Raw genomic sequence first — 23,277 nt, 5'->3', positions numbered from 1 at the left:
GGTGGCTTTATGATCTGAGTTTACGGCTCTATAAAGTTAATAGAGTTCAAATAACGGGCGACCATTTTCGTCGTACTTCACTTCTAACACACGTGCGTGACGGTTTGGATCATAAAGAGGATCTTTTATAATCTCCTCAAGTGGACGGGTGTCTGTTTTTGGCACCACACTCGGCTCACCCACTGCGTGCTCATAGTCACGAGCATGGTAAATACACAGTGGCGTTTCACCATCTTCAGCAACAGTAAAACAGTTGTGACCCGGACCAAAGGTTTTCTTTTCAATATTCGTCTCTAGCACTGGCGTACGTGTTTTAGTCCACGAATTGCGATCAAGTAAATCGCTATTTTCATCTGCTTCCATATAGCCCATGCAGTAGCATGCACCCGTTGCGCTTGCAGAGAAAGCAATGAAGATTTTACCGTTATGTTTTAGAACTGCGGGGCCTTCGTTAACCCAAAAGTCCACGCGCTCCCAATCGTAATCAGGCGTAGTCAGCATAAACTGTGCAGTTTTTAGTTTAATTGGTGATTCCATTTCAGCTAAATAAAGGTTTGATGCAGCAAATTGGCCACCTGTTTTTTCTGCCCAGCAGAAGTAACGCTTACCGTTATTTTCAAAAATGGTGGCATCTAAAGAAAAGTCAGTGAACGACTTTTCATCACCTTCAGCAGCTTGCATCATGCCAAGTTCAACCCACTCATCATTAAGTGGATCTTGACCTTTACACTCAAGTACATATGGACGTAACGCCCAAATATCATCTTCTTCACTGGCTGCAAAGTAGATATACCACTTGCCATCAAGATAATGAATTTCAGGCGCCCAGATATGACGACTCATTGGTCCGCTGTCGTGTTTAAACCAAATATCAAAGGTTTCAGCATCTTTTAAACCTTCTAATGTCTCAGACTTACGAAGCTCAATACGGTCATAAGTTGGTACAGAACCTGTAAAATAATAAAAACCATCGCTGTGCTTATGCACAAATGGGTCGGCACGCTGCTCTACTAACGGACTGTTTGTTTGTAATGTCATCTTGAAACCTGATCGTTATATTTATAATTTGTATTATTTTATTACTTTTTAGCGAGAACACAAATATAACATTATTTTTAACAGACAGTGAAAAGAAATGTAAGCTGCTCTGTGAGTTTCAATGTACGAGGAATTAAAAAGTATGAACCTAGCTCGTTATCAAACATTTATGGAAAAAGGGGGCTTCCCCCCTTTGTTTGGGATCACTAAAACGAGTCTTTTTTAAAACTCCTCTTAGGTTTTTTAGATAAGACGAGATCAACTGCCATTACGTCACCCGATACCTTTTTCACTATTAAAGTGTGTGCTCCAGCTGATAAATCATGTTTTTCAAATATAATACTTTGCACTTGACGGAAGTTATTTTCATCAAAAGTTGAAAACTGTCCTTGATATTGACCATCGATGAGAATCTCAACAGTACCTTGATCAGCAGCTTTTGATGTAGCAAATACAATACTTGAACCTTGGAAATCATAACTAAAGTAAGCACCATTAATCATTGTAATGTGCCTATCTTGCATATACTCACCCATATTTGTTTGGCTCGCGCTGATCCAATATCCACTTTCGCTATAACGTATCCTTGGATCATCATCATTTACCAACTCGAGGCTTGAATAGGTGGTGTCACTTGTTGTGCCAAGTGCATTACCAATAGTCTGAATTTGCACCAGACGATCAGCAATCCAGCTGCCATCGGCATTGATAGCCACATCTAACGTTATCAACCCACCTTCATCAACAATTAGCTTTACTCTGTTAGCTATTTCTGTGTTCGAATACTTTAAGCTGCTCTTTACTTGTCCCCATCCCCCTAAAGAGGTATAGGTAAATCCATGCCACTGCACTTTTGAACCTAAAGCTGTTATGACTTTTTTAGAAGAAGGTGCCTTAGGTAACTCGTTAGTTTTACCTGATGTGTATTGGCTGTGTGGTTCTTTGGGTGCAAAGCTATGCTCATCACCAGCATGAAAACTGATCGTCGCATTTGGGTTGCCACTTCGAACAGACTGAGCAAGTTGATCAGCAACGAAATAAGCATTCTTTGCCTCGAGTTTTTGTTTCGATTCATCTGCTTCAAACCAATTATCAAACCACCAGCCAGCGATGTTGGCTCCCCAAGCCTGTGATCTTTCGCTGATAAAACCGGTTATAAACCAATCAGGGTAAGGTGCTTTGGTTTTTGTACCCGTCCACCTATCCCCTAAGTGCGAAGGTATATAAGCAATTAGCTTAATGCCTTTTCGTTTAAGTGCTTTGGCTAAATCCAAAACAAGGTCACGGGTTGGCGTGTAATCAGCCTGATTTGAGTTAACTTGGGTGATACAACCAGGCGCAACTTTTTTGCTTGGGCATGCTGGCGAGTGTAAGTCGTAAATATCACTCGGGGTCGATAAATAACCTCTATTTTGAGTAATCGTAAAAATTACATAGCTATAACCAAGCTTGACTGCTTTATCTGCATAATCGTTGACATCAAAACCATTAACGTAGTGATTCCATTCGTTGTAGTCTGTTATTTTATACCATGCATTATCTAGAGTACCTCCAGCAAGGTAATGATGACTTATCCCCCACTTTGCATCTTTCATCCAGTTAACTTCGCCTGGTAACTGGGATGCACTCGAACTTAAACTGGCAATGACTACTGTAATAACAAATATAACTTTAGAGGAGCGACTTTTCATCACTACTAAACCACATGAAAGCTGACACTTGCACGAGTTTAACCATTTACATTTAATCAACAATAAGCTTGCTCTAGGAAATCGTCATCCAATTCGCTACATCACTCAATAGTAAAAGATTAAGTAGTTGAAAATTAGACATTAAAAAACCTTGTACTATGTGAATTTTCTGATTCGTAGACAAACATTAGATTAGTAAAAATGTTAGCGCTTTAGTTATCGGCTGAACTTCTAAATAATTATGTTGTAGGTGATGAACCTACACTAAAGCCTTCTCAGGAGTCTTTTTTGTAAGGCTAACCTTTCAAAAAAATGCTGTACCAATTTAATTGGTACAGCACCTACAAAATTCAATTAGTTTATAATGTCTAAACTTTAAGTTTACGTCTACACGCAACCATAGCAAGTAACAAAGACATTAAGTAATACATACTACCGCCTGAGTCTGAGCCGGAATCAGAGCTTGACCCAGAATTGTCTGCTTTACCAACAATATCTATAACTACAGTTTTAGTATCTGATGAAGCAAATTTATCTTTTGCTCGATAACTAAAGTTTACTGAGTAAGAAGACTCCCCTGCCGGTTCGTAGACAAATAATCCAGTATCCTTATCAAAACTAAGCTCACCAGTACTTGGGCTCGTTACTAGTTCAAATTCTAACTTATCACTATCTTCGTCATTGCCAATAAAACGACCATTAACTACCGTTGAATAATAAGTTTCATAACTTAAATTTGTAACCTTTGGTGTTGTATTTGTTAATTCAACAACAACATTGGCAAGCGCAGTCTCTTCAAGTGAATCTTTCGCGGTAAAAGTAATTGAAACAGGCTGTAATGATTCACCACTCGGCGTGTATTTTATTTCACCCGTATTTTGATCAAGTAACTCAATTTGACCATGCTGAGGCTCATTTTTTACAGTAAAAATAAGCGGCTCATCGTCTGCATCTGAAGCAGGCAGATTAAGTATCAAAGGTGTATTCCAGTGCGTTGTAATCGTAGAGTTTTCAACGGCCGGAGCCTGATTAGTTAACGTAGCTTTAAACTTTGCTAGCTCAGAGCGTGAACGGCCTTTTACTGTATAAAACGCTAATTCATCAACACCTACAGTGCCGTTAGGGGTATATGTGAACTGTCCAGTTTGACGATCAATAAATGTTAATTGACCAAGGCTAGGGCTATTTTCAAATACCACAAAATCAATATTACTTAAATTAAGATTAACTTCGACTGGCGCAAGTACATGAGATGTGATCTCGCTATCTTGCGGTTTAGCTAAAGGTTCTGCCGCTTCATTCGAGAATACCTCTATAGACTTCCCTGAAAGCAATGAATAGTCCACACCATTATAAGTTGCACTCACGATAGAACTGCGTTGATTTGCACGCGCTATTTCATAAAGCAGTTCATCATTATTTAAGTCATACTCTCCAAACTTATCTTCACAACTAAATAAAATGAAGCCTGCGCGTGTAGACACTATATTGTTTAATGAATTGTCACATAGTTTCGCAACTTCTGACTTTTCTCCTGATTCTGTCAAAGAGAATAAAAGACCATATTGATCAGCAGCATAGAGTGCTTTTTTACCACCGATAACAACCCCCTCTAGCGACTTAAAACTGCCGTTTAAAGAGTAATTAGTTACACTATTATCAGTGTAGTTATATTTAACTAATTGGTTAGCGGTTAAAGCAAATAGTTCTTTATTACTTTCTTGTGTATCTATGCCTGCAACTATGCCAGAAACCCCACTCCAAAAGTCCTGTAAACGAGGTGAACGCTTAATTAGTTCACCGGTTTGTCCGTTAAAAACTCGTATATAAGAGCCTTCACTTCCGGTATGCGATGCGCCATTGCCAACAATTAGCTCTAAGAAACCATCTTGATTGATATCATAGGCTTCAATCGTTGAAATTTGGTCACCACTTTCAAAAGGTACCGTGTACAGTAAGTTTCCATTTTCTGGCGAAAATACTTGTATGTTTCCTGTGTAAGTTTCTGACCCTGCTACGATTAAATAGTTTTTACCATCATTGAATAAATCAGCTGTAACCACATACTGATAATCATTCCAGCCATCTGTTAAATCAACGTTAGTTAGCAATTGCTCATTTGTTTCGATATCGACAATTTGAAGTTTATTTGTGCCATTTTCAGAAAAAATGGCATCAATTCCACCTTTACCGTCAATATCAGCAAGGCCTAATAAAAACTGCGAATAGCTAAAGATCGTTTGCGACCATTGCTTAGACTTGTCTTCAACAGTATAAATATGAAACCCATCACTACCTGAAGACGTATAACCAGCTCCCCACGCAATATCTGTTTTGCCATCTAGGTTAAAATCGTCCACCAAAATACTTGAAACACTGTGTTCAGGGTTATTGATCTGCCAAAACTCCTGACCTGTACTTAAAGACAAAGCATGTATTTGTCCCCATTGACCATCGCCATATACGAGGTCTTGGGCGCCATCATTATTGATATCTGCAACTATAACTCTTGAAATATCTAAATCGCTATTCGCTGTCCACACAATACTGTCTGTATTTGGACTAATTAGTTCAATCGAGTACCAAGCATTTCCATTGATTACTTCATCTAAGCCATCTTGGTTAGTATCAACACTTTGTAAATGGATACCAGTGAGTTGAGTACTCAATGTTTTTATATAATCTATTGTATTTTCAGAGATACGATACAACTTGCCATCTTCAAGCATTAATTCGTGAACATTTTGTTCGGTAAACGAGCCAACAACAAATTTGTTACCGTAATACTCAAGTTGGGAAATAACTGAAAGGTCTGACTGGTCTAGTATTAAAATTTGGCTATTGGCAATAGCAATAAGCTCGTCCTGACCGTCGTTATTAATATCTCTTGCCATAACTGATTGGCTAGAAATTACTTCCTTTGTACTTTCGACTTTCATTGTTAGTAAGTTAATTTTTACTATCTGATTGCTCGTCATAAGTATTAAATAATATGTATCATCGGCAATGCTTTTTACCAATGTACTATCAGTGATGTAATCCTGAGAATCGAAACCTTCAACGACTGAATATTGATTGTCTTTATACTCAATAATATTAAAATCGTTTTGTTGCACCGAAATAATTTGCTTATTGCCATTACCGTACAAGTCAACAGAATAAAGACCATTAAGACCTGTTGAATTACCCAAAGAGTAACGACGATATACAGATGTTAATTCTAGGCTTTCATCGGCAAGAGCATTGGATAAGTTTAGCCTTGAAGCTCTGTCTAAATTTGCATACGAATTGTTTTCATTGCGGCTAGTAAAATAAGTTTTGTCGTAGTTAATCTGTTGCGAACTCAAAAGTGTCGCATCACCAAATTGGTTGTAATGTGTCGTATTTTCTGTGGCTAAAAGTGATTGCGAACAAAGTAGCAATGCAAGGTAAGTTAGCTTGGTCATTTCCCTATCCTAAACAGCTTATAATTTTTATTTTTACTCACAACAAATAATTTATCTTCTTATTGTGAGACGAAGCGGTCAATTTTCCTTTATTAGAGACATTTATTCAAGAGTTAGGTTATGAACTTTCAACCAAACCTATCTCAGTAGAAGCAAACTATTAGTCAATAAGCTTACTAAGTGAAGTCACTGCTTTGCTTGTTTCAGACAATCCCACTTTTGTGGCGCCACCCACAAGCCAAATTTGGCCTTTTAACGTGATGGCCCCTAAGCCATGACGAGGCGTTTGCCATTCGAAAGCTTTGCCCCATTGCTGCTTGGTTAAATCATATTTAAAAACCTCGCGGTCAACCCCTTTGCTATGTTCACCGCCAAACACATAGATAGCATTATCAATAACTGCCGCTGCATGCCCGGCACGCGCTTTGGGTAATGCTGCATGTGCCTGCCAAATGTCTGTATCTGGTAAGTATTCGAGCATTTCTGTGATTGGCTCGCCACCTACTGTCCTGCCACCAAGCACAAACCACCGGCCGTTTACTTGTGCACTTGCCGCACTGTTTCTCGCTGAAGGTAAAGGTGCCGCTTCTGTAAATGTAAAGCTTTTAGGATCAAAGACTAGATGCGCTCTAACATCTAAACTATGCTGCCATTGTCCATTTTTCTCACTGCTTGGGCTGCGGCCGCCGGCTAAATGTACTTTTCCATTTAACACTGCGCCTACGGTTTCACTTAATGCAAAAGGCAAGCTCGCCACTTTTTGCCATGCTTTAGCGCCTTCATCTAGCATTAACACATCACGGCTATTGGTCCATTGGCCTTGCGCATTAACGAAACCTCCGAAGGCAAATAATCTTTTTTCTACTGCAATTAAATAAGTATGATGACGCCCCTCGGGCAAACTGGGAGCGGATTGCCAACTTAAGTATTCTGGTGACCAAAAATGAACTTTTGCAGTCATCTTACCCGTTGATGCTGGCAGTTCAGTAGAGATACCACCTGCAACCCAAACTTGTTGATTCATTACTGTAGGGTAGATTTCTTGTATAGCCTCAGGAAGCTCAGGTGCTGAAACTTCATTTGCCGATAAAGTATAAGGTAAACAAGTAATAAAAAGCGGTAACAACCGTGTGGCTAAGCGCATATAAATCCTTAATAAGCAGTTAATTAGCTAAAGGTTAAGCCAGCCGTACTTATTAGTACACTGCCAAATAGTCTTACTTATTCTGTCATTGTTGTTATCAGGAATTGGCATTGCTTGACTACCAGCAATAGAAAAATCTACTAGCTGAGAAAGAGTAGTAGTCCTCGCTCGTATCTATTCAAATACTTCGTTTTACGGGGCAGTTTTAATTGCTTTCTTAAAGCAACCTGGCTGTTTTCATCCTTTTTACATAAATCAATAAGCGCCGGGTGAATATAAGAATTACGTGCTATCGTTGGCGTATTACCCAAATGGCTCGATACCGTTTCTAGCATGTTGCACAAAGGAAGCTTTTTCTTTGCATTATAAAAAGCTTCGAATGCTAAAACACTTGCACGCCAGGTTCTAAAGTGTTTTGCACTAAACTCCTCTCCCATTACATGCTGAATAAATTGATTAACTTCACGTGAAGTTACGGGAATACATTCACCATCCTCTTTGTATTGAAACAGGTTTTGTCCGGGTAAATCTTGCAACTCTTTAATAATGGTGCTCAAAACACGATCTGTAAGGTTAACCTCTCTCACTTTGCCAGATTTAGCTTTATATTCTAAGCGAATATTTTTCCCTGTTATCTTCGCATGGCGGCGACGTAAGGTTGTCGCTCCAAAACTATTATTTTCTTTCGCGTTTCGTTTAGATCCTATCCTCAAAGAGCCTAAATCCATCAATCTAACAACTGCGGCTAATGTCCTTTGATAGTCAAGTGTATTACCTTCTAAATATTCAGCTAACTTTGCTCTAAGTAAAGGTAATTTATTTCCGAAAAGCTCACACACTTCGAACTTTTTTAGTTCCTGCTGCTCTCTAAAATCTGGATGATAAAGGTATTGTTTTCTTCCCTTTGTATCGTAACCAGTTGCTAAGATATGGCCATTTTCCTCAGGACAAAACCAAACATCTTTGTATGCAGGAGGGAATGCTAGTGCATCTAAACGGGCGATTTCACTTTTATCATTAATCCGCTTACCTGTAGGGTCGTAGTAAAGCCAACATTTAGAGTGACTTTTTCGAGTAATACCGGGCAAATTATCATCAACATAAATTAATTTCACTGCACCTTCTCACTATATAAATAATCATTACTCAAGGCGAGTAGCCCCCGCCTTGAAAGATGAGTTATCGTTGCCAATAACGAAGTTGTGTTAGTGTCTGAAGAAAGTCACATGCCTTGCACGTTTCTAGGTTAATTATGCCGTCGTCTTGGTTCCCATTTAAGCCAACAGCTTTTAACAACTCCATAGAGCTTTCAGTAAAACCAATAAACTTTTTGTGTGAGTACGCATCTGAAACGAAATCTCTCGCCTCTGGAATTTTAATTAACTCTTTAGCACCTTCCTCTGATGTCAGTAAAACAACTGCATCATACAAAACAGAAGGGCCGCCGTTAATAACTTGCTCAGCTCCAAGATGAACACCAGTAGAACTTTTCGCTCCACCTATCTGGGCTGCAATGATTTCAAAGTTCGCACCTTGCTCGTTTAGTTCACTAACTAATGAATTAAATAGCTGATCGTCAAAGCCATCACTAACGAGAATACCGAGCTTCCTTCCCTCAAAAGTATTTAAAGCACTTTTTTGAATACTCAGTGCATCAGATACAGGTAAATCTTGGCGAGTTTTTAGTGCAGCTTCAGCAGGGTCAGGGATTGTTTGCAAGCCCAAACCAGAGGCCACTAATTTAGCTAACTCGCTATCAATATTTAGTAAATGAGACACCACACGCTCCCTAATAGCTAAATGTTCCACTTTTGAAAGTTCAAAAATCAATGCGTCCTGAATATGTGATTGCTCTATCTTAGTTTGACTTATATAAAACTGCCTAGCTTGGCTGTAATGATCGCTGAAGGTTTCTGATCGATACCTTAGCTTGCTACCTTGCGTTTCTTCATCAGAACTTTTAAAGCCATGAACAGGACATTCTCTTGGATTGTTTTCATCACTTTGCCAAGAGTTTGGCTCATAATTTACTCTTCCTTTGGGGTTATGCATTGCCATGTGACCATCCTGGTGAAAGTGGTGCATTGGGCATTTAGGTGCATTAATAGGGATATGAGTGAAATTTGGCCCTCCCAATCGCTTGGTTTGCGTATCTAAATATGAGAAGTTACGCCCTTGTAATAGTGGATCTGGCGTAAAATCGATTCCGGGAACTATGTTCTGTGTGCAAAAAGCAACTTGTTCTGTTTCTGCAAAAAAATTATCAACCACTCTATCTAAAACCATTCGACCAATGATCTTAACGGGTACTTGTTCTTCAGGGATAAGCTTTGTTGCATCAAATACATCAAACTCAAAGTCATCAGCAAAAGCTTGGTCAAATACCTGTACGCCAAGTTCCCACTCAGGGTAATCGCCATTTTGAATTGATTCCCACATATCGCGACGGTGAAAGTCAGGATCTGCTCCATTAATTTTAACAGCTTCATTCCAAACCACTGATTGCATGCCTGATTTAGGTTTCCAATGGAATTTAACGTACTTTTGCTCACCATTTTTATTGATAAACTTAAATGTGTGAACGCCAAATCCTTCTATAAAGCGTAATGAACGTGGAATAGCTCTATCAGACATTGCCCACATGACCATGTGCATAGATTCAGGCGATAAACTAATAAAGTCCCAAAAATTATCATGAGCCGTTTGCGCTTGCGGAAAACCACGATCAGGCTCAGCTTTAGCGCTATGGATCAAGTCTGGAAATTTCATCGCATCTTGGATAAAAAACACAGGAATGTTATTACCAACTAAATCCCAGTTTCCCTCTTTTGTATAAAATTTAACAGCAAACCCGCGCACATCCCTTGCTAAGTCAGGTGAGCCCTTACTACCAGCGACCGTTGAAAACCGAGTAAATACAGGTGTTTTTTCGCCTTTTCGTTGAAATATATCCGCGCATGTCAGCTCTTCAAGTGTTTCGTAAGTTTCAAAGTAACCGTGTGCCCCATAACCTCTAGCATGCACCACCCTCTCAGGAATACGCTCATGATCGAAATGAAACATTTTTTCACGAAAAATATGGTCCTCCATTAATGTTGGACCACGCTTACCTGCTGACAATGAATTTTGATTATCACTAACAGGACAACCTTGTGCTGTAGTCATTGTTGAATACTGATTATTTGCATGTTGATGTAGCTCACCACCATGCCCCTTTTGACCTGAATATTTAAATGACTCCGGCATAAGTTTCCCTTTATTTTAAACTCGTTAAATTGTTATTACGTAAATTTAGGAAAACTAATAAGCAAGTAAAAAGCCAAAATTAAAACAAACAATATCAACAAGTTAAAACGGAATTAAATAACTTGTAATTAAACTTATTACACAACTTGTGTAATTTTTTCTAGCTAAAACAATCTGAACCACCTATTTTAGGTTTACCCTTCCCCCCATAAAAATCACTCAACATTCGGCATTTATTAACTTCGTCTTCTTTGGCAAGCACACAATAAAAGCTCAGATTTCACTAATAAACAGCAATGCGATTGCGTATTACACTTCACTACCGTGAATCTTTATCTTGCATTAATACATAACAGCTATTCCTAACCGCACCTTTATTGATATATTATAACAAAACATTTAACGATTTTGTTTAATCTAATTAAGGGTCACTACCATGAGCAAACTTCCCGTCACCGTGCTCTCTGGCTTTTTAGGTGCAGGTAAAACCACTGTGCTCAGCCATATTTTGAATAACCGTGAAGAAAAAAAAGTGGCTGTAATCGTCAATGATATGAGCGAAATAAACATCGATGCAGCGACTGTTAAAAACGATGTTTCGCTTAGCCGCGGCGAAGAAAAACTAGTAGAAATGAGCAATGGTTGCATCTGCTGCACACTGCGTGAAGACTTACTCATTGAAGTACGCGCTTTAGCGCAAACAGGCCAATTTGATTATTTGGTTATTGAGTCAACCGGTATTTCAGAACCTCTTCCTGTAGCCGAAACATTTACCTTTGCCGATGAAGATGGCGTATCACTTTCTGATGTTGCTAGGCTTGATACCATGGTCACGGTCGTTGATGCCGTTAACTTTTTAAAAGACTTTAACGAAGCCAAGTTTTTACAAGAAACCAACGAGCACTTAGGCGATGAAGATGAGCGAAGCGTAGCCGACTTACTCATTGATCAAGTTGAATTTGCCGATGTCATTTTAATTAGTAAAACAGACTTAATTAGCGCCGATGAACTTGAGAGTTTAAAAGCCATTTTAAGCTCATTAAATACCTCTGCAGAGCTGATTGCCATTGAAAATGGTCAAGTTGATATCAATGCAATTCTCGGCACAGGCCTGTTTAACTTTGAAAAAGCTCAGCAAGCACCTGGCTGGCTAAAAGAGCTGCGCGGCGAGCATACCCCAGAAACCGAAGAATACGGTATTAGCAGCTTTACTTACGAGGCCCGCCGCCCTTTTCACCCTGAGAAGTTTTATAACTTTATTCATAACAATCAACCCGAAGGCAAATTACTTCGCTCCAAAGGCTATTTTTGGTTAGCCTCTCGACCGCAATTTGCCTGCCAATGGAATCAAGCAGGCGGCATTGCTCGCTATGGTTTTGGCGGCATTTTTTGGAAAGCCTTACCGAAAGATCAGTGGCCAACAGATATCGAATACTTAGATTCAATTAACCAAGTATGGCAAGAACCCTTTGGTGATATGCGCCAAGAGCTGGTTTTTATTGGCCAAAACCTTAATCAAGCAGCGATCACACACGCACTCGATAACTGCTTACTCAGCGACGATGAACTATTAGCAGGCAAAGCGCTTTGGCAAACCCTGCCCGACCCATTTCCTGTTTGGGAGGAAGCATAATGACAGCTTACGCATTTGAACATGATACTGATAACTTACCAACAACAGTAGCAACGGCATTAAGCCCTGTGGTGTTTTCGCATATTTATAAACCAGAGCATAACATTGCAATTTGGCAGCGCAGCTTAGCTGAACAGCTGCAAAAAGAGGTAGCTGAGAGTATTGCAGCCAATCCTGATCTCAGTATAAACGCTGTGATCAACGAGGATTCTATTCGAACTGACATTGATAAAGCCCTTGAAAAACTTCCATCAGCGCAGGAGTTAAAAGCTGATTTGGCAAAGTTAGTTGATATGTTTTGTTATTTATTTGAGTTAAAGCGCACCGGATTACGCCTAAGAGTACTTGAACGTGCCATGTGCCCACGTTTTCATGTCGACAGAGTTCCTTGCCGGTTAGTCAGTACATATTGTGGTAGTGGTTCACAATGGTTGCAAAATGCAGGACTTGATCGCACTAAACTTGGCGCTGGCCATCAAGGGTTAAGCGATGAAGAATCAGGATTAATGACAGCAAATACTAAAATTCACTCTCTTAATGAGGGTGATGTAGCCCTATTAAAAGGCGAAACTTGGCAAGATAACGAAGGTAAAGGGCTTGTGCACCGCTCACCTGCACTTGCTGCTGGCGAACAACGGCTACTTGTAACCCTCGACTTTATTGCTTAATACAAGCGTACCAGCTGCGTCTATTAATTCTAATAGGCGCTATTTCACTCAAGAACACGCTATAACTGCACATGGCTTTAAATTAATGAAAAGCATACTAAGCGCACTTGCAATCGCTGTTAGAGCAAACATCCTTAGTAACAAAATTAAGACATTCCCTACACCACCAGCAAAAGTGCCTTTAAAGCTTAATGGGTAGCCATGAAAAACCATTAAATATAATACGTTAAAAAGCCCTACCCGCATCCCGTCAATTTCATGGGTATCACCATTTTTTAAGTAAATTTCACACACTTGCAAGGTGGGTAATCTAACTCGTGGTTCGCCAAACTTTCGTTTGCGTTTTAGATCCATCGTATAGTGAAATAACACCTCTGCGATTTCATTTTTAGCAATTGTGATGGGACGATTTTGGTGCTTTTTAAACGTCAACTTATCAACTTTAAGCTCATCCTTGCTTATGCTCATTGCCCATTTAGAACCAAAGCCATACTTCTTGTAAGTCATGACGCGCTTAGTAATAAACACCAATAAAAAGCTTGTAAGGCAAATTAAAAAAGCCAACCATGGTTTAACAACATCTTCTAAATAAAAACTAGATAACGAAATCGCAGATACCATGAGCGCAAAAATCACTTCGCTCCATCCTGATAACGTCGCTAAGCCTGGCAAAGATTCTAGTTCTGTTAATGAATCTTCGGTTAGTGACGATTTTCCTTTAAAGGCTGCATATCGAAACCATTTTTTATCATTTAAATCCAGTTCTAGTGAGTGCTTAGCCATCGAGCCCATAAAAATCCCTTTTGTATTAATGCTTAATAGAAGCAACCTTTTTATTCCTTAAACTTATACATAACCAGAGCTCGCTCGTAAATACTTAAAGAACTAATAAGTTAAGCCCCCTTAGCCAATGAACGTGCTGTATTTAATGAAAAACCAGCTAAGCTTCGTATAACAAAGAAATTTATATATGTGAGCTGATATGGAGCGCCTTTTTCAAAATAGCCGGTTTTTAGTCATCATCGCGATTATCACTACAGCAATTTCGTCATTACTTGTTTATATAACCTGTGTGAACATCGTTTTTAATGTTGTTAAAACGACACTTATATCATTGCCTGACTCTGCTAAGGGAGGGAAAGAGATGATAGTCGAGCTTTTAAAAATTCTCGACTTATTACTTATCGGTATTACTCTTCAAGTTATTACCATCAGCCTGTACCGGCTATTCATTTCGCCTGCAACCACAAAGAGTAGCCAGTTTTTGGCCGCCTTTCATATCGAAGATTTTCATGACTTAAAAATTACCTTAGTACAGGTAACATCTGTCATTTTAGTGATTCTATTTTTAGAGCACGCCGTTGAGTTTGGCGGCACAATAGTAACCCTTTACCTTGGCATTTCTATTGCGATTGTCGTTGCCGCTTCGACCTTTGCATGGCGCTCAATGAAATAGTGAACACTCACCTACGTTAGTTTATTTATCAGGGTAACGTAGCTGATATTGCTCTTTCATCGCGGCATTAAATCGTTCAAGTAAATCGATTTTTTAAGCACTAAAAAAGGCGTAACAAACTATGTTACGCCTTTAAATTTAAGCCCTAAAGTGCAAGCGCTAGTATCTGCTTAACCTTTACTAAGTCAATGTCACCATGTTCACCTAGCGTCGTTATTTCATTCTTTTCTAAGTTTTTAACAACCGCATCGATTGCTTGTTCATCAAGGTCATAGTCAGCAAGGCGTGTTTTCACAGCCATGGCTTCGAAGAAGTCTTGCACTGCTTTAATCGTTTTATCGATTTGTTCGGCTTCATCACTATAATTAAAACCAAATACTCGCTCACCAAGCTGTTGTATTTTAATAGACTTTTGCTCTTTTTGAACATGCATTAGCGCAGGTAAAACAATCGCCAGCGTTTGGGCGTGATCAAGATTGTAAAGTGCTGTTAATTCATGACCAATCATATGCGTAGACCAATCTTGCGGTACACCCTGACCAATCAAACCATTCAGTGCCATTGTAGCCGACCACATAACATTGGCTCTTACATCATAGTTTTGCGGCTCACTCAGAGCTTTAGGCCCTTCGCTAATCAAGGTTTGTAAAATACCTTCTGCAAAGCGGTCTTGTAATGGCGCGTTTACTGGGTAAGTTAAGTACTGCTCAATAACGTGTACAAACGCATCTACAACACCATTGCTTACTTGGCGTTCTGGTAACGAAAAAGTATATTCAGGATCAAGTACTGCAAAAACAGGTTGCACACTCGGTGATGAAAAAGCACGTTTTTGTGACGTCTCTTTTTTAGTAACCACTGAGTTACCGTTACTCTCAGAGCCAGTTGCAGGTAAAGTTAATACCGCACCGATAGGTAACGGGTTACTAAACTCAGCACCTTTAACAAGGATATCCCACGGCTCACCTGCAAAGTTATAAGCTGCTGCAACAAACTTAGCGCCATCAATAACACTGCCACCGCCAACAGCTAGAATAAAGTTAACATTCTGCTCTTTAGCAGTTGCCACAGCTTGCATTAGTGTTTCGTATGTTGGGTTAGGTTCAACACCACCAAACTCTATAACGTCAACATCGGCTAATGCACTCATAGCTTGGTCGTATACGCCATTTTTCTTTATTGAGCCACCACCAAAAAGTAATAGTACTTTAGCGTTTTCTGGTAAACGTGAAGTGATCTCACTCACTTGACCTTTACCAAACAAAATTTCGGTTTGATTTTTATAAATAAAGTTCAACATTTAAATGCCCCTTAAATTATGTTTAAATTGCTAATTAGCTAATTTACTTAGCTAACATTTCTAAAAGCTTTTCTGCTAATAATTTATCTGAAAACGGGTTTTGCCCCGTAATAAGTTCGCGGTCAACAACCACGTTTGGCTGCCACTCACTAGCGAATGCCATATTTCCACCGGCGTTTTCCATTGCCATAGCGGGATAGAACTTAAGCTTTTTACCTTCTAAACTGCTTTCAAAAACACGCTCTTCTGGGTTTGAAAAAATAGTCATTTTATAACCGTCATAAATCCAGTTATTGGCCGCTGCCTTTTCGCCATCTTTTATCGCTTGATAATAAGAATTTGGCTGAACTTGTGCCGACAACAATGTAATTGGGCCATGGCAAATTGCCGCTGTTGGTTTACCTTGCTTATTAAAGTGACGCAAAATTTCACCCACTTCTGGGTTGTTTGCTAAATCAATTAAAGGTGCATGGCCGCCTGGGATAAACACAGCCTCATATTGGCTTAAGTCACCCGCTAAAATTTCGCTTAAACTCGCGGTGTCGTTGATATCAGGTAAGGATGCTACAAAACGCTGAATGCTCTGCATTTTAGCTTCATCACCATCAAAGTAATCGGTACTCACTGATTTTTTATCTACTTGAGGCGCATTACCTTTGGGTGTTGCAAGTACAAGCTCATAACCCGCATCGACTAATGCTTTCGCAGGCACACCAAACTCATTTAGGTAGTAGCCTGTTTCAATACTCTGGCCGTCAGCTAAATCCATGGTTGTTTCACTTGATAAAATAACCAAAACTTCGCCTTCACCCGCCACTGCAAACATCGACATAGTTGATGCAGCAACAAGCGTTAGTCGCTGTAATATCTTTTTCATAACTCGTCCTCTTAGAAAGTGAAGCCATCATAGTTGGTTTGCGGGGCGAGTAGAATTCGGATAAATTAAGAGGAGCAATCAGAATATTTATGGCTCGTACAGTTACATGTCTTATCTCACGCAATTAAAAACCTTTGTTGAAGTTTATCGTTGTAAAAATATTACGAAGGCAGCGGCTAATTTAGGCTTATCTCAGCCTTCGGTAACCTCACACATTCAAGCAATGGAAGCTGTAGTTGGTAAACCTTTATTTGAGCGCAAAGCCCGCGGTGTTACCCCCACTGCAGCAGCACATGATCTAGCGCTTCAGGTTTCTGGTCATATCGATATATTAGAGCAAAAAATCATGTCGATACGGGCACGTTCTGATGCCGCACATGGCACTATAAATATCGCAGGACCTGCCGAATATATTAGTAGTGTGTCAGGGCCACAAATTGCCAACTTACTGCAATCTGGCAATGTGAACCTTGTTCTGCATATTGGTAATAAGGTGAGTATTTTTGACGCATTACAATCAGGTACTGCAGATATTGCTATTGCCGCATCAGCGCCTGATCCAGCACTATTTGATAGCCTAGTGCTCGACAAAGAAAAGCTAATTTTGGTGATGAACCGTTTACATGGCCGAGAAATCAAAGACAGCACCATTACCGCAGATTTACTCTCTAGCTACAATGTCGTTGCTTATGATGAAGAGCTGCCTTTGATAAGACAATACTTTGAAGCTGTATTCAACGCAAAATGCCACTCAAACGTCATTGCTATTTGCCCAGATATACGTGCTATTAGCAATATTATTCGCTCAGGCATTGGCTATTCTGTATTAACCGATTACCTATGTCGCGATCAGATAAAAGCCGGAGAGCTTGTGCAACTAGGGCCCGAAGGCCCAGAAAACATAATTTACTTAGTTTGGAACAAAGGGGCACTAAAGCACCCCCGTATTGCATTTGCCAAAGATGTTATTTCGGCCTTTGCAAATATTAACTACTTTGCAAACTAAGCAAGGCTTGCTTTGCGTCTAACAGTTTTACTCGTGGGGCAAGCGCATTTAGTGCGATTAAATGTAGCATTTCAGATACTGTGGTGCTCACATCCGTTATAACTGCCAAATCGTACTCTTTAGCTTGCTCTGAGATAGCAGTATGAGTCACACAGTTTTGCGTCATCATGCCTGCGATCAAAAGTTTTTTAATTCCATGTTGCTTTAATACATCTTCTAAATTGGTCTGATGAAAGCTGTCAGCATAGTGTTTTACAACCACAGGGGCTTCTGGTGCTGCTTTTAAAATATCAGGATGAATATCAACACCTTCTGTACCTTCATTAAAAAATGGCGCTAACCCCTGAGAAGGATCAGCAACATGCTGAATATGAATAGGTAAAACTCCGCGTTCTGTTGCTTGTTTGATCACATCTACTAGCTGATCTTTTACTTGTTTAGCCTGCCATAAAGGAAATGCACCATCTTCAAAATAATCATTCTGTAAGTCGATAATTAGTAATGCTGTGTTTGTCATTGTATGAGCCCTTTTTCATTTTATTGAACCCTAGTTTGCTGAATTTTTAACGTATCAAACAGTGACCCAAATACCATTTATCGATAATATTGGGCCAAAGTGTTTAATAAGGCTTTACCATGAATGTTGCAGTATTCGCATTTCCTAATATCAGCCCATTTCATCTTGCAGTACCATGTATGGTGTTTGGTGAGGGCGCTCGCTCGGCAGGTATCAAAGAATTTAATTTAACAGTGTGCAGCGAATGTGAACAGGTAATGCCCTCAAGTGCGGGGTTTGATATTCAAGCGCACCACTCAATAACAAAATTTGATCAGGCAGATATTATAATTATTCCGTCTTGGCCATCCCCTGAAACAGCCCCCTCTAAAGAATTAGCAACCAGTTTGCTAAACGCTCATAGCCGTGGCGCTATTATTGTAGGGCTCTGTTTAGGAGCTTATGCGTTAGCACACATTGGGCTTTTAGATAATATTGAAGCAACCACCCACTGGGCATACAGCGATGACTTTAAAGCTCGCTTTGCAAAAGTGAAACTTAACAATCAAGTACTTTACCTTGAACATGACCAGCTCTATACATCGGCAGGAACAGCAGCAGCTATTGATTGCTGCTTATATTTGGTTCGCAAATTTTTAGGAAGCGAGCAAACTAATGCTATTGCCAGAATGATGGTAACGGCTCCGTATCGCACTGGTGGGCAGACACAATTTATTGCCCTACCCGTCCCCGAAAGTGTTGCTGATGAGCGTTTAGCAAGCTTACTTGAACAGATGCAAGAAAACTTAGCTAGCAACCATACGATTGATACACTCGCAGAGCAAATGCACATGAGCCGACGCACCTTTACCCGCCATTTTCAATCGCTTACAGGGCAGAGCGTTGGGCAATGGCTATTAAATCAACGTTTAAACCACGCACAGCGACTTCTTGAGTCAACTGATTTACCACTAGAAAATTTAGCCGAGCAATGCGGCTTTGGTTCATCTGTTACTTTACGCCATCATTTTCGCTCTCAGTTTGGTTTATCACCGCGAGACTGGCGTAATGCATTCCGCCAAACATAAAGCTTAGGTATAATTAGTTTTTCGACTCGATTTTGGTTTTTAAATGAAAAAGCTTTCTAAAGTACAATTAAAACAGCAAGCCCTTGTATTAAATGTTGCCGATACCCTTGAAGAGCAAGGCCGCGCTGAGCTTGAAGGCATGTTGCAATGCTGGTTTGATGTGGAATACCACTTATTCCCTGGTTCATTGCTTTTGTGTTTTCAATTTGAAAACCAGCAATCACTCGATGCAGCGACCCCAGAGCTATTAAAATGGCAAAAACGCCTAAGTGGGGCAATGCTGAAAAAAGGTGTGATTTTAAAAGACATGCGCAGGCATTTAGTATTTACCCTAAAAGGCCCAGACGATTAAATGGGATGAGTTAGCAAGAGTGTAGCCGCGATTTTATATCGCGTAGTTCTCTTAATACTCACAAAGAGGGTTGAGACGCGCGCTTTAGAGGAAAACAGGATTCAACGCGCGCGAAATAAATTTCACGCCTACTGGTGAGCATTTCAGCTCACCAGTAGGGTTTTGAGTCTGATAACTGATAGCTCCAAACGTTGGGTTTCGCTTCGCGCTTCCCAACCTACAAGCTGATGATTCCTTTCCCCTTTACTCTTTACCCTTGTAACTCGCTAACTTATTCCAACACCTGCATACTTAACACCAGATAACAACGCCATATCTTTGTGCCATGTTGCTAGATCATTAGCATTGAACTTAGCTAAAGAGTCATGACCACATGCCCTTGCCATAACCGACATTAACTCAGTTGAAGCTTCAAAAAAGTTCTTCAATTGATTTGCTGACTTTTCAATATTTAAGCGCTGACGTAAATCATGCTTTTGTGTGGCAATCCCTGCTGGGCAGTTATTGGTATTACACATGCGCGCAGCAACACAGCCAATTGCTTGCATTGCACTATTCGAAATCGCCACCCCATCAGCACCAAGGGCAAGCGCCTTTACAAAATCAATCGGCAAGCGTAAGCCGCCTGTTATGATCAAAGTAACATCACTTGCACCTTGTTCATCTAAGTACTTTCTTGCTCTGGCAAGTGCAGGAATAGTTGGTACGCTAATATGATCTCTAAAGATCTCAGGAGCTGCACCCGTGCCACCACCACGACCATCAAGAATGATGTAATCGGCACTTGCATCGAGTGCAAATTGAATATCTTCCTCAATATGATTAGCACTTAGTTTAAATCCGATTGGAATACCACCCGTTACCTCGCGCACTCTGTCAGCAAACTTTTTGAAATCGGCCGCACTGTGTAAATCTTTAAATGTTGGTGGTGAAATCGCCGAAGTACCCGCTTCAATTCCTCTAACCTCAGAGATTTTGCCAACATTTTTGTTGCCCGGTAAATGCCCCCCCGTGCCTGTTTTTGCCCCTTGCCCGCCTTTAAAATGAAAGGCTTGCACGTTTTTTAATTTATCTTCGCTATAACCAAAGCCTGCACTTGCTAACTCATAAAAATAGCGTGAATTGGCTTGCTGCTCTTCAGGAAGCATACCGCCTTCACCTGAGCAAATACCCGTACCAGCAAGTTCAGCTCCTTTCGCTAAGGAAACTTTGGCTTCTTCTGATAAAGCACCAAAACTCATATCAGAAACAAACAGCGGAATAGCCAGTTTTAATGGCTTTTTCGCTCGCGGGCCAACCACAAGCTCAGTATTAACAGCTACATCTTCCATTAAAGGTTGCGTTGCCATTTGTGCGACCATCAACTGTAAGTCATCCCATTTAGGTAATTGATATCGTGGCACCCCCATCGACACCATAGGACCATGATGACCAAGCTTTGATAATCCTTCTCGAGCTAATTGATGAATAAGCTCAACGGTGGGTTCCTCTTTAGTTGCTGTAGCAACTGGCGAATCAGAGGCTTGAATTTGCACGCCAGGCCCTTCTTGACCAACTAGGCTTTGATCAAATTGTTTGTGACTACCGTCACAAAATGGCGCATTGGCAGTGTGCTTACATTGGCATAAATAGGCATCGCCCGACTCTTCTGCTGTAAATGCTTTGGGTTTGAAATCGGTTCCGGCATGTGAGCCGTCACAAAATGGCTGGTTTTTAGAACGCCCACAGGCACAAAAGTAATACTCTTGCCCCTGTTCTAAGGTGACTTTTTTCGGCGAAACGGCTGCAATTATAGGTTTGCTCATTATTGTTCCCTCACGGTTGCTATATTACATTGCTATGTTCAAAGTACAGCGATTGAGGTAAGTATTAATTTAAGGCTTACTTGCTTTACAAAGGGTAGTTTAGCTCAGTTAAAAAACGAGCTCGTAAGCGCCTTAGAATTTACTTAGCTATCACTAATCGACTATATAACCGCAACAAGCAGCCAAGATATCAGCCATTTCATATTTTAAGGTAAGAGGCAAATCGGTTTATGAACCATTGTGGGAGTAATTATCACAAAGAGGAAAAGAGACGCTAAGCTTAAGAGGTATTATTAACAACAAATTTGATGGTTTTGTTGGTTTACTCATTCACTTCTGATTCTCTTCTCTTTGTGCAAAAAACAATTTGAACCACAGAGGTCACAGAGGCGCTTCGCGCTACACAGAGCAAAGCAGGTTTTAAAAATAATAATCACAAAGAGGATAAGAGGCGCTGCGCTTAAGAGGAATTATTAAAAAATTGATGGTTTTGTTGGGTTACTCATTCTCTTCTCACTTTCTTCTTTTTGTGCAAAAAAATAATTTGAACCACAGAGGTCACAGAGGCGCTTCGCGCTACACAGAGCAAAGCAGGTTTTAAAAATAATAATCACAAAGAGGATAAGAGGCGCAGCGCTTAAGAGGTATTATTAAATACAAATTTGATGGTTTTGTTGGGTTACTCATTCACTTCTCATTCTCTTCTTTTTGTGCAAAATATATTGAACCACAGAGTACACCGAGGCGCTTCGCGCTACATAGAGCAAAGCAGAATTGATTACGCGCGAAATAAATTTCACGCCTACGCGTGAGTATTTCACTTTAACTATATGCAGGCACAATCGGGGTCAGAGCTTACAACTTTTTCTCCTTTTCCCTTGTAACTCGCAAACTTGTTGGGTTTCGCTTCGCTCCACCCAACATACGATAAGAACTCCCCTTTATTCCCCTGCAAACTTTAACATTCGCGTTTGGTCGGTAAGCTCAATATCCACCAGCTCGAACGGGGCTTTGGCTGCTTTAGTGACCGCGAAAGGCATCGTGAAACTGCCATAACTATCAATCTGTTTTGCAACTTCGACCGTTGCTAGTTTAATGCGTTCACCTTTATCACCTTTACCAGTTAAGGTTGCACGAATAGCAAAACGGCCTGATTCGGTCACTTGCACTGGCACCTTGGCTTGATATTTATTGTTGCCTAGCGCTGTCACTTTAGCTTTATCCATACTGATGGTTTGCATGCTGTGTACAAATGGCATTTTTATAGATCGTTTAACAGTTTGACCATTCACTTTAGTATTTACACTAGCCTCAAGCTCATAGTAACCATTTACTGCACCTAAGGTTTCAAGTGGGTAATTAAATACGGCTTCACCATTTTCGTAACGCACATCAAGCTTTTCGCCATCTGGACTTGAAAGTGTTAACTGCACATCGCTATCTTTAAAGCGTTTTTTGCCCATACTGAGCTGCATAGCGACACGTTGTTGATGATCTTTTACTCTAAACTGCGATTTAGCATGCAAAGCATTACTCGAGCCCTTTTCAATCACGTGCAGCAAGTAGGTGTCGTTGTCGTTAAGTGCTTGGCTTGTTCTTAACATTGCCTTGCCATTGACCTGACCGAGCTTTAACCCAACACTACCATCGTTAAACCCAGCATTTTCCATTTGCTCTTGTGCAACCATTGTTTGCATTGGCATTTGTCTAAAGTTGTCATCACGTACCGACAGCTTATCAAGCTGTAAGCCATGAGGCTTAAATACTTCACCATTATCAAAACGTGCTTTTGGCGCGATACGAATAAAGTTATCAGCTTGGTTTACAAATACTGGCACACCTCGCTTAAGTTCCTTGCCCGAAACCTTCTGCCAATACTCAACGCTGTCTTTTTCAAGTGTTTGCAGCTGAGCGCCTAACGCAGGTTGAACTTGAGGAAACTGATAAACCGTTTGATCATTTGCTTGTGCTGCTGTGCTTACAAGCATGATTGCAGCTGTAAGTGTGGTTAACTTATTAATCATAGCTAGC

Annotated in this window: 18 protein-coding genes; 6 read left to right on the top strand and 12 right to left on the bottom strand. The window is 40.3% G+C overall.

Annotated features, from left to right (window positions below; all coding sequences use genetic code 11):
- Positions 1–36: 36 nt before the first annotated feature.
- From EVU92_RS08690 to EVU92_RS08665, 6 genes are all read right to left on the bottom strand, one after another.
- The gene (locus EVU92_RS08690; RefSeq protein ID WP_130050887.1) at positions 37–1,038 is read right to left on the bottom strand and encodes a family 43 glycosylhydrolase; all 1,002 of its coding nucleotides are present in this window, start codon (positions 1,036–1,038) and stop codon (positions 37–39) included.
- A gap of 206 nt (positions 1,039–1,244) precedes the next feature.
- The gene (locus EVU92_RS08685; RefSeq protein ID WP_130050886.1) at positions 1,245–2,729 is read right to left on the bottom strand and encodes an alpha-L-fucosidase; all 1,485 of its coding nucleotides are present in this window, start codon (positions 2,727–2,729) and stop codon (positions 1,245–1,247) included.
- A 368-nt stretch (positions 2,730–3,097) separates the two neighbouring features.
- Entirely contained in the window at positions 3,098–6,175 is a 3,078-nt protein-coding gene (locus tag EVU92_RS08680) for an Ig-like domain-containing protein (protein ID WP_130050885.1), read from the bottom strand.
- A 160-nt stretch (positions 6,176–6,335) separates the two neighbouring features.
- Positions 6,336–7,319, bottom strand: coding sequence for a kelch repeat-containing protein (locus EVU92_RS08675; RefSeq protein WP_130050884.1), 984 nt, complete (start codon positions 7,317–7,319; stop codon positions 6,336–6,338).
- 140 nt (positions 7,320–7,459) lie between these two features.
- A complete protein-coding gene (locus EVU92_RS08670) occupies positions 7,460–8,434 on the bottom strand; it encodes a DNA topoisomerase IB (protein ID WP_130050883.1) in 975 nt (324 codons plus the stop codon).
- Between the two features lie 64 nt (positions 8,435–8,498).
- On the bottom strand, positions 8,499–10,565 hold the full coding sequence (locus EVU92_RS08665; protein ID WP_130050882.1) for a catalase: 2,067 nt from the start codon (positions 10,563–10,565) through the stop codon (positions 8,499–8,501).
- A gap of 436 nt (positions 10,566–11,001) precedes the next feature.
- On the opposite strand from EVU92_RS08665, the gene zigA reads away from it, so the two are divergent.
- Complete coding sequence (zigA, locus tag EVU92_RS08660; RefSeq protein WP_130050881.1) at positions 11,002–12,198, top strand: zinc metallochaperone GTPase ZigA; 1,197 nt, start codon at positions 11,002–11,004, stop codon at positions 12,196–12,198.
- A complete protein-coding gene (locus EVU92_RS08655; protein ID WP_130050880.1) occupies positions 12,198–12,866 on the top strand; it encodes a DUF1826 domain-containing protein in 669 nt (222 codons plus the stop codon). The genes zigA and EVU92_RS08655 overlap by 1 nt, the downstream gene beginning before the upstream one ends.
- Before the next feature lie 48 nt (positions 12,867–12,914).
- On the opposite strand, the gene EVU92_RS08650 is transcribed toward EVU92_RS08655, so the two are convergent.
- Positions 12,915–13,658, bottom strand: a complete 744-nt coding sequence (locus tag EVU92_RS08650) for a hypothetical protein (RefSeq protein ID WP_130050879.1) — start codon at positions 13,656–13,658, stop codon at positions 12,915–12,917.
- A gap of 190 nt (positions 13,659–13,848) precedes the next feature.
- Between EVU92_RS08650 and EVU92_RS08645 the strand changes: the two genes are divergently transcribed.
- Positions 13,849–14,322, top strand: a complete 474-nt coding sequence (locus EVU92_RS08645) for a YqhA family protein (protein ID WP_130050878.1) — start codon at positions 13,849–13,851, stop codon at positions 14,320–14,322.
- A gap of 145 nt (positions 14,323–14,467) precedes the next feature.
- Here EVU92_RS08645 and EVU92_RS08640 read toward each other — a convergent pair whose 3' ends face one another.
- Positions 14,468–15,622, bottom strand: a complete 1,155-nt coding sequence (locus EVU92_RS08640) for an iron-containing alcohol dehydrogenase (protein WP_130050877.1) — start codon at positions 15,620–15,622, stop codon at positions 14,468–14,470.
- 43 nt (positions 15,623–15,665) lie between these two features.
- Positions 15,666–16,499 carry a type 1 glutamine amidotransferase domain-containing protein gene (locus EVU92_RS08635; RefSeq protein ID WP_130050876.1) on the bottom strand — a complete coding sequence of 278 codons (834 nt, stop codon included), beginning with the start codon at positions 16,497–16,499 and terminating at the stop codon, positions 15,666–15,668.
- A gap of 106 nt (positions 16,500–16,605) precedes the next feature.
- Between EVU92_RS08635 and EVU92_RS08630 the strand changes: the two genes are divergently transcribed.
- Complete coding sequence (locus EVU92_RS08630; RefSeq protein WP_130050875.1) at positions 16,606–17,505, top strand: LysR family transcriptional regulator; 900 nt, start codon at positions 16,606–16,608, stop codon at positions 17,503–17,505.
- Here the strand turns inward: EVU92_RS08630 and EVU92_RS08625 are convergent.
- The gene (locus EVU92_RS08625) at positions 17,486–18,022 is read right to left on the bottom strand and encodes an isochorismatase family protein (protein WP_130050874.1); all 537 of its coding nucleotides are present in this window, start codon (positions 18,020–18,022) and stop codon (positions 17,486–17,488) included. The genes EVU92_RS08630 and EVU92_RS08625 overlap by 20 nt on opposite strands.
- A gap of 119 nt (positions 18,023–18,141) precedes the next feature.
- Here EVU92_RS08625 and EVU92_RS08620 point away from each other — a divergent pair, with 119 nt between their 5' ends.
- Both EVU92_RS08620 and EVU92_RS08615 read left to right on the top strand, forming a co-directional pair.
- Positions 18,142–19,089 carry a helix-turn-helix domain-containing protein gene (locus tag EVU92_RS08620; RefSeq protein WP_130050873.1) on the top strand — a complete coding sequence of 316 codons (948 nt, stop codon included), beginning with the start codon at positions 18,142–18,144 and terminating at the stop codon, positions 19,087–19,089.
- Positions 19,090–19,132: 43 nt separating this feature from the next.
- Complete coding sequence (locus tag EVU92_RS08615; protein WP_130050872.1) at positions 19,133–19,441, top strand: hypothetical protein; 309 nt, start codon at positions 19,133–19,135, stop codon at positions 19,439–19,441.
- A 266-nt stretch (positions 19,442–19,707) separates the two neighbouring features.
- Here EVU92_RS08615 and EVU92_RS08610 read toward each other — a convergent pair whose 3' ends face one another.
- Positions 19,708–21,246, bottom strand: coding sequence for a glutamate synthase-related protein (locus EVU92_RS08610; protein ID WP_130050871.1), 1,539 nt, complete (start codon positions 21,244–21,246; stop codon positions 19,708–19,710).
- 941 nt (positions 21,247–22,187) lie between these two features.
- Positions 22,188–23,270: a DUF4785 domain-containing protein gene (locus tag EVU92_RS08605; protein WP_130050870.1), complete on the bottom strand. Its 1,083-nt coding sequence runs from the start codon at positions 23,268–23,270 to the stop codon at positions 22,188–22,190.
- Positions 23,271–23,277 lie beyond the last annotated feature (7 nt).

Origin of the sequence: Pseudoalteromonas sp. MEBiC 03485 (genome assembly GCF_004195145.1) — a bacterium.
Classification (GTDB): domain Bacteria; phylum Pseudomonadota; class Gammaproteobacteria; order Enterobacterales; family Alteromonadaceae; genus Pseudoalteromonas; species Pseudoalteromonas apostichopi.
This window is presented reverse-complemented; position numbering and strand designations above follow the sequence as displayed.

Bases quoted from the DNA above. Each gene is read 5' to 3' on its own strand.
- EVU92_RS08645 (WP_130050878.1), top strand. From the start codon at position 13,849: ATGGAGCGCCTTTTTCAAAATAGCCGGTTTTTAGTCATCATCGCGATT.
- EVU92_RS08615 (WP_130050872.1), top strand. From the start codon at position 19,133: ATGAAAAAGCTTTCTAAAGTACAATTAAAACAGCAAGCCCTTGTATTA.
- EVU92_RS08635 (WP_130050876.1), bottom strand. From the start codon at position 16,499: ATGAAAAAGATATTACAGCGACTAACGCTTGTTGCTGCATCAACTATG.
- EVU92_RS08690 (WP_130050887.1), bottom strand. From the start codon at position 1,038: ATGACATTACAAACAAACAGTCCGTTAGTAGAGCAGCGTGCCGACCCA.
- EVU92_RS08665 (WP_130050882.1), bottom strand. From the start codon at position 10,565: ATGCCGGAGTCATTTAAATATTCAGGTCAAAAGGGGCATGGTGGTGAG.
- EVU92_RS08650 (WP_130050879.1), bottom strand. From the start codon at position 13,658: ATGGGCTCGATGGCTAAGCACTCACTAGAACTGGATTTAAATGATAAA.
- EVU92_RS08655 (WP_130050880.1), top strand. From the start codon at position 12,198: ATGACAGCTTACGCATTTGAACATGATACTGATAACTTACCAACAACA.
- EVU92_RS08605 (WP_130050870.1), bottom strand. From the start codon at position 23,270: ATGATTAATAAGTTAACCACACTTACAGCTGCAATCATGCTTGTAAGC.
- EVU92_RS08640 (WP_130050877.1), bottom strand. From the start codon at position 15,622: ATGTTGAACTTTATTTATAAAAATCAAACCGAAATTTTGTTTGGTAAA.
- EVU92_RS08625 (WP_130050874.1), bottom strand. From the start codon at position 18,022: ATGACAAACACAGCATTACTAATTATCGACTTACAGAATGATTATTTT.
- EVU92_RS08630 (WP_130050875.1), top strand. From the start codon at position 16,606: ATGTCTTATCTCACGCAATTAAAAACCTTTGTTGAAGTTTATCGTTGT.
- EVU92_RS08620 (WP_130050873.1), top strand. From the start codon at position 18,142: ATGAATGTTGCAGTATTCGCATTTCCTAATATCAGCCCATTTCATCTT.
- EVU92_RS08675 (WP_130050884.1), bottom strand. From the start codon at position 7,319: ATGCGCTTAGCCACACGGTTGTTACCGCTTTTTATTACTTGTTTACCT.
- EVU92_RS08680 (WP_130050885.1), bottom strand. From the start codon at position 6,175: ATGACCAAGCTAACTTACCTTGCATTGCTACTTTGTTCGCAATCACTT.
- EVU92_RS08610 (WP_130050871.1), bottom strand. From the start codon at position 21,246: ATGAGCAAACCTATAATTGCAGCCGTTTCGCCGAAAAAAGTCACCTTA.
- zigA (WP_130050881.1), top strand. From the start codon at position 11,002: ATGAGCAAACTTCCCGTCACCGTGCTCTCTGGCTTTTTAGGTGCAGGT.
- EVU92_RS08685 (WP_130050886.1), bottom strand. From the start codon at position 2,729: ATGAAAAGTCGCTCCTCTAAAGTTATATTTGTTATTACAGTAGTCATT.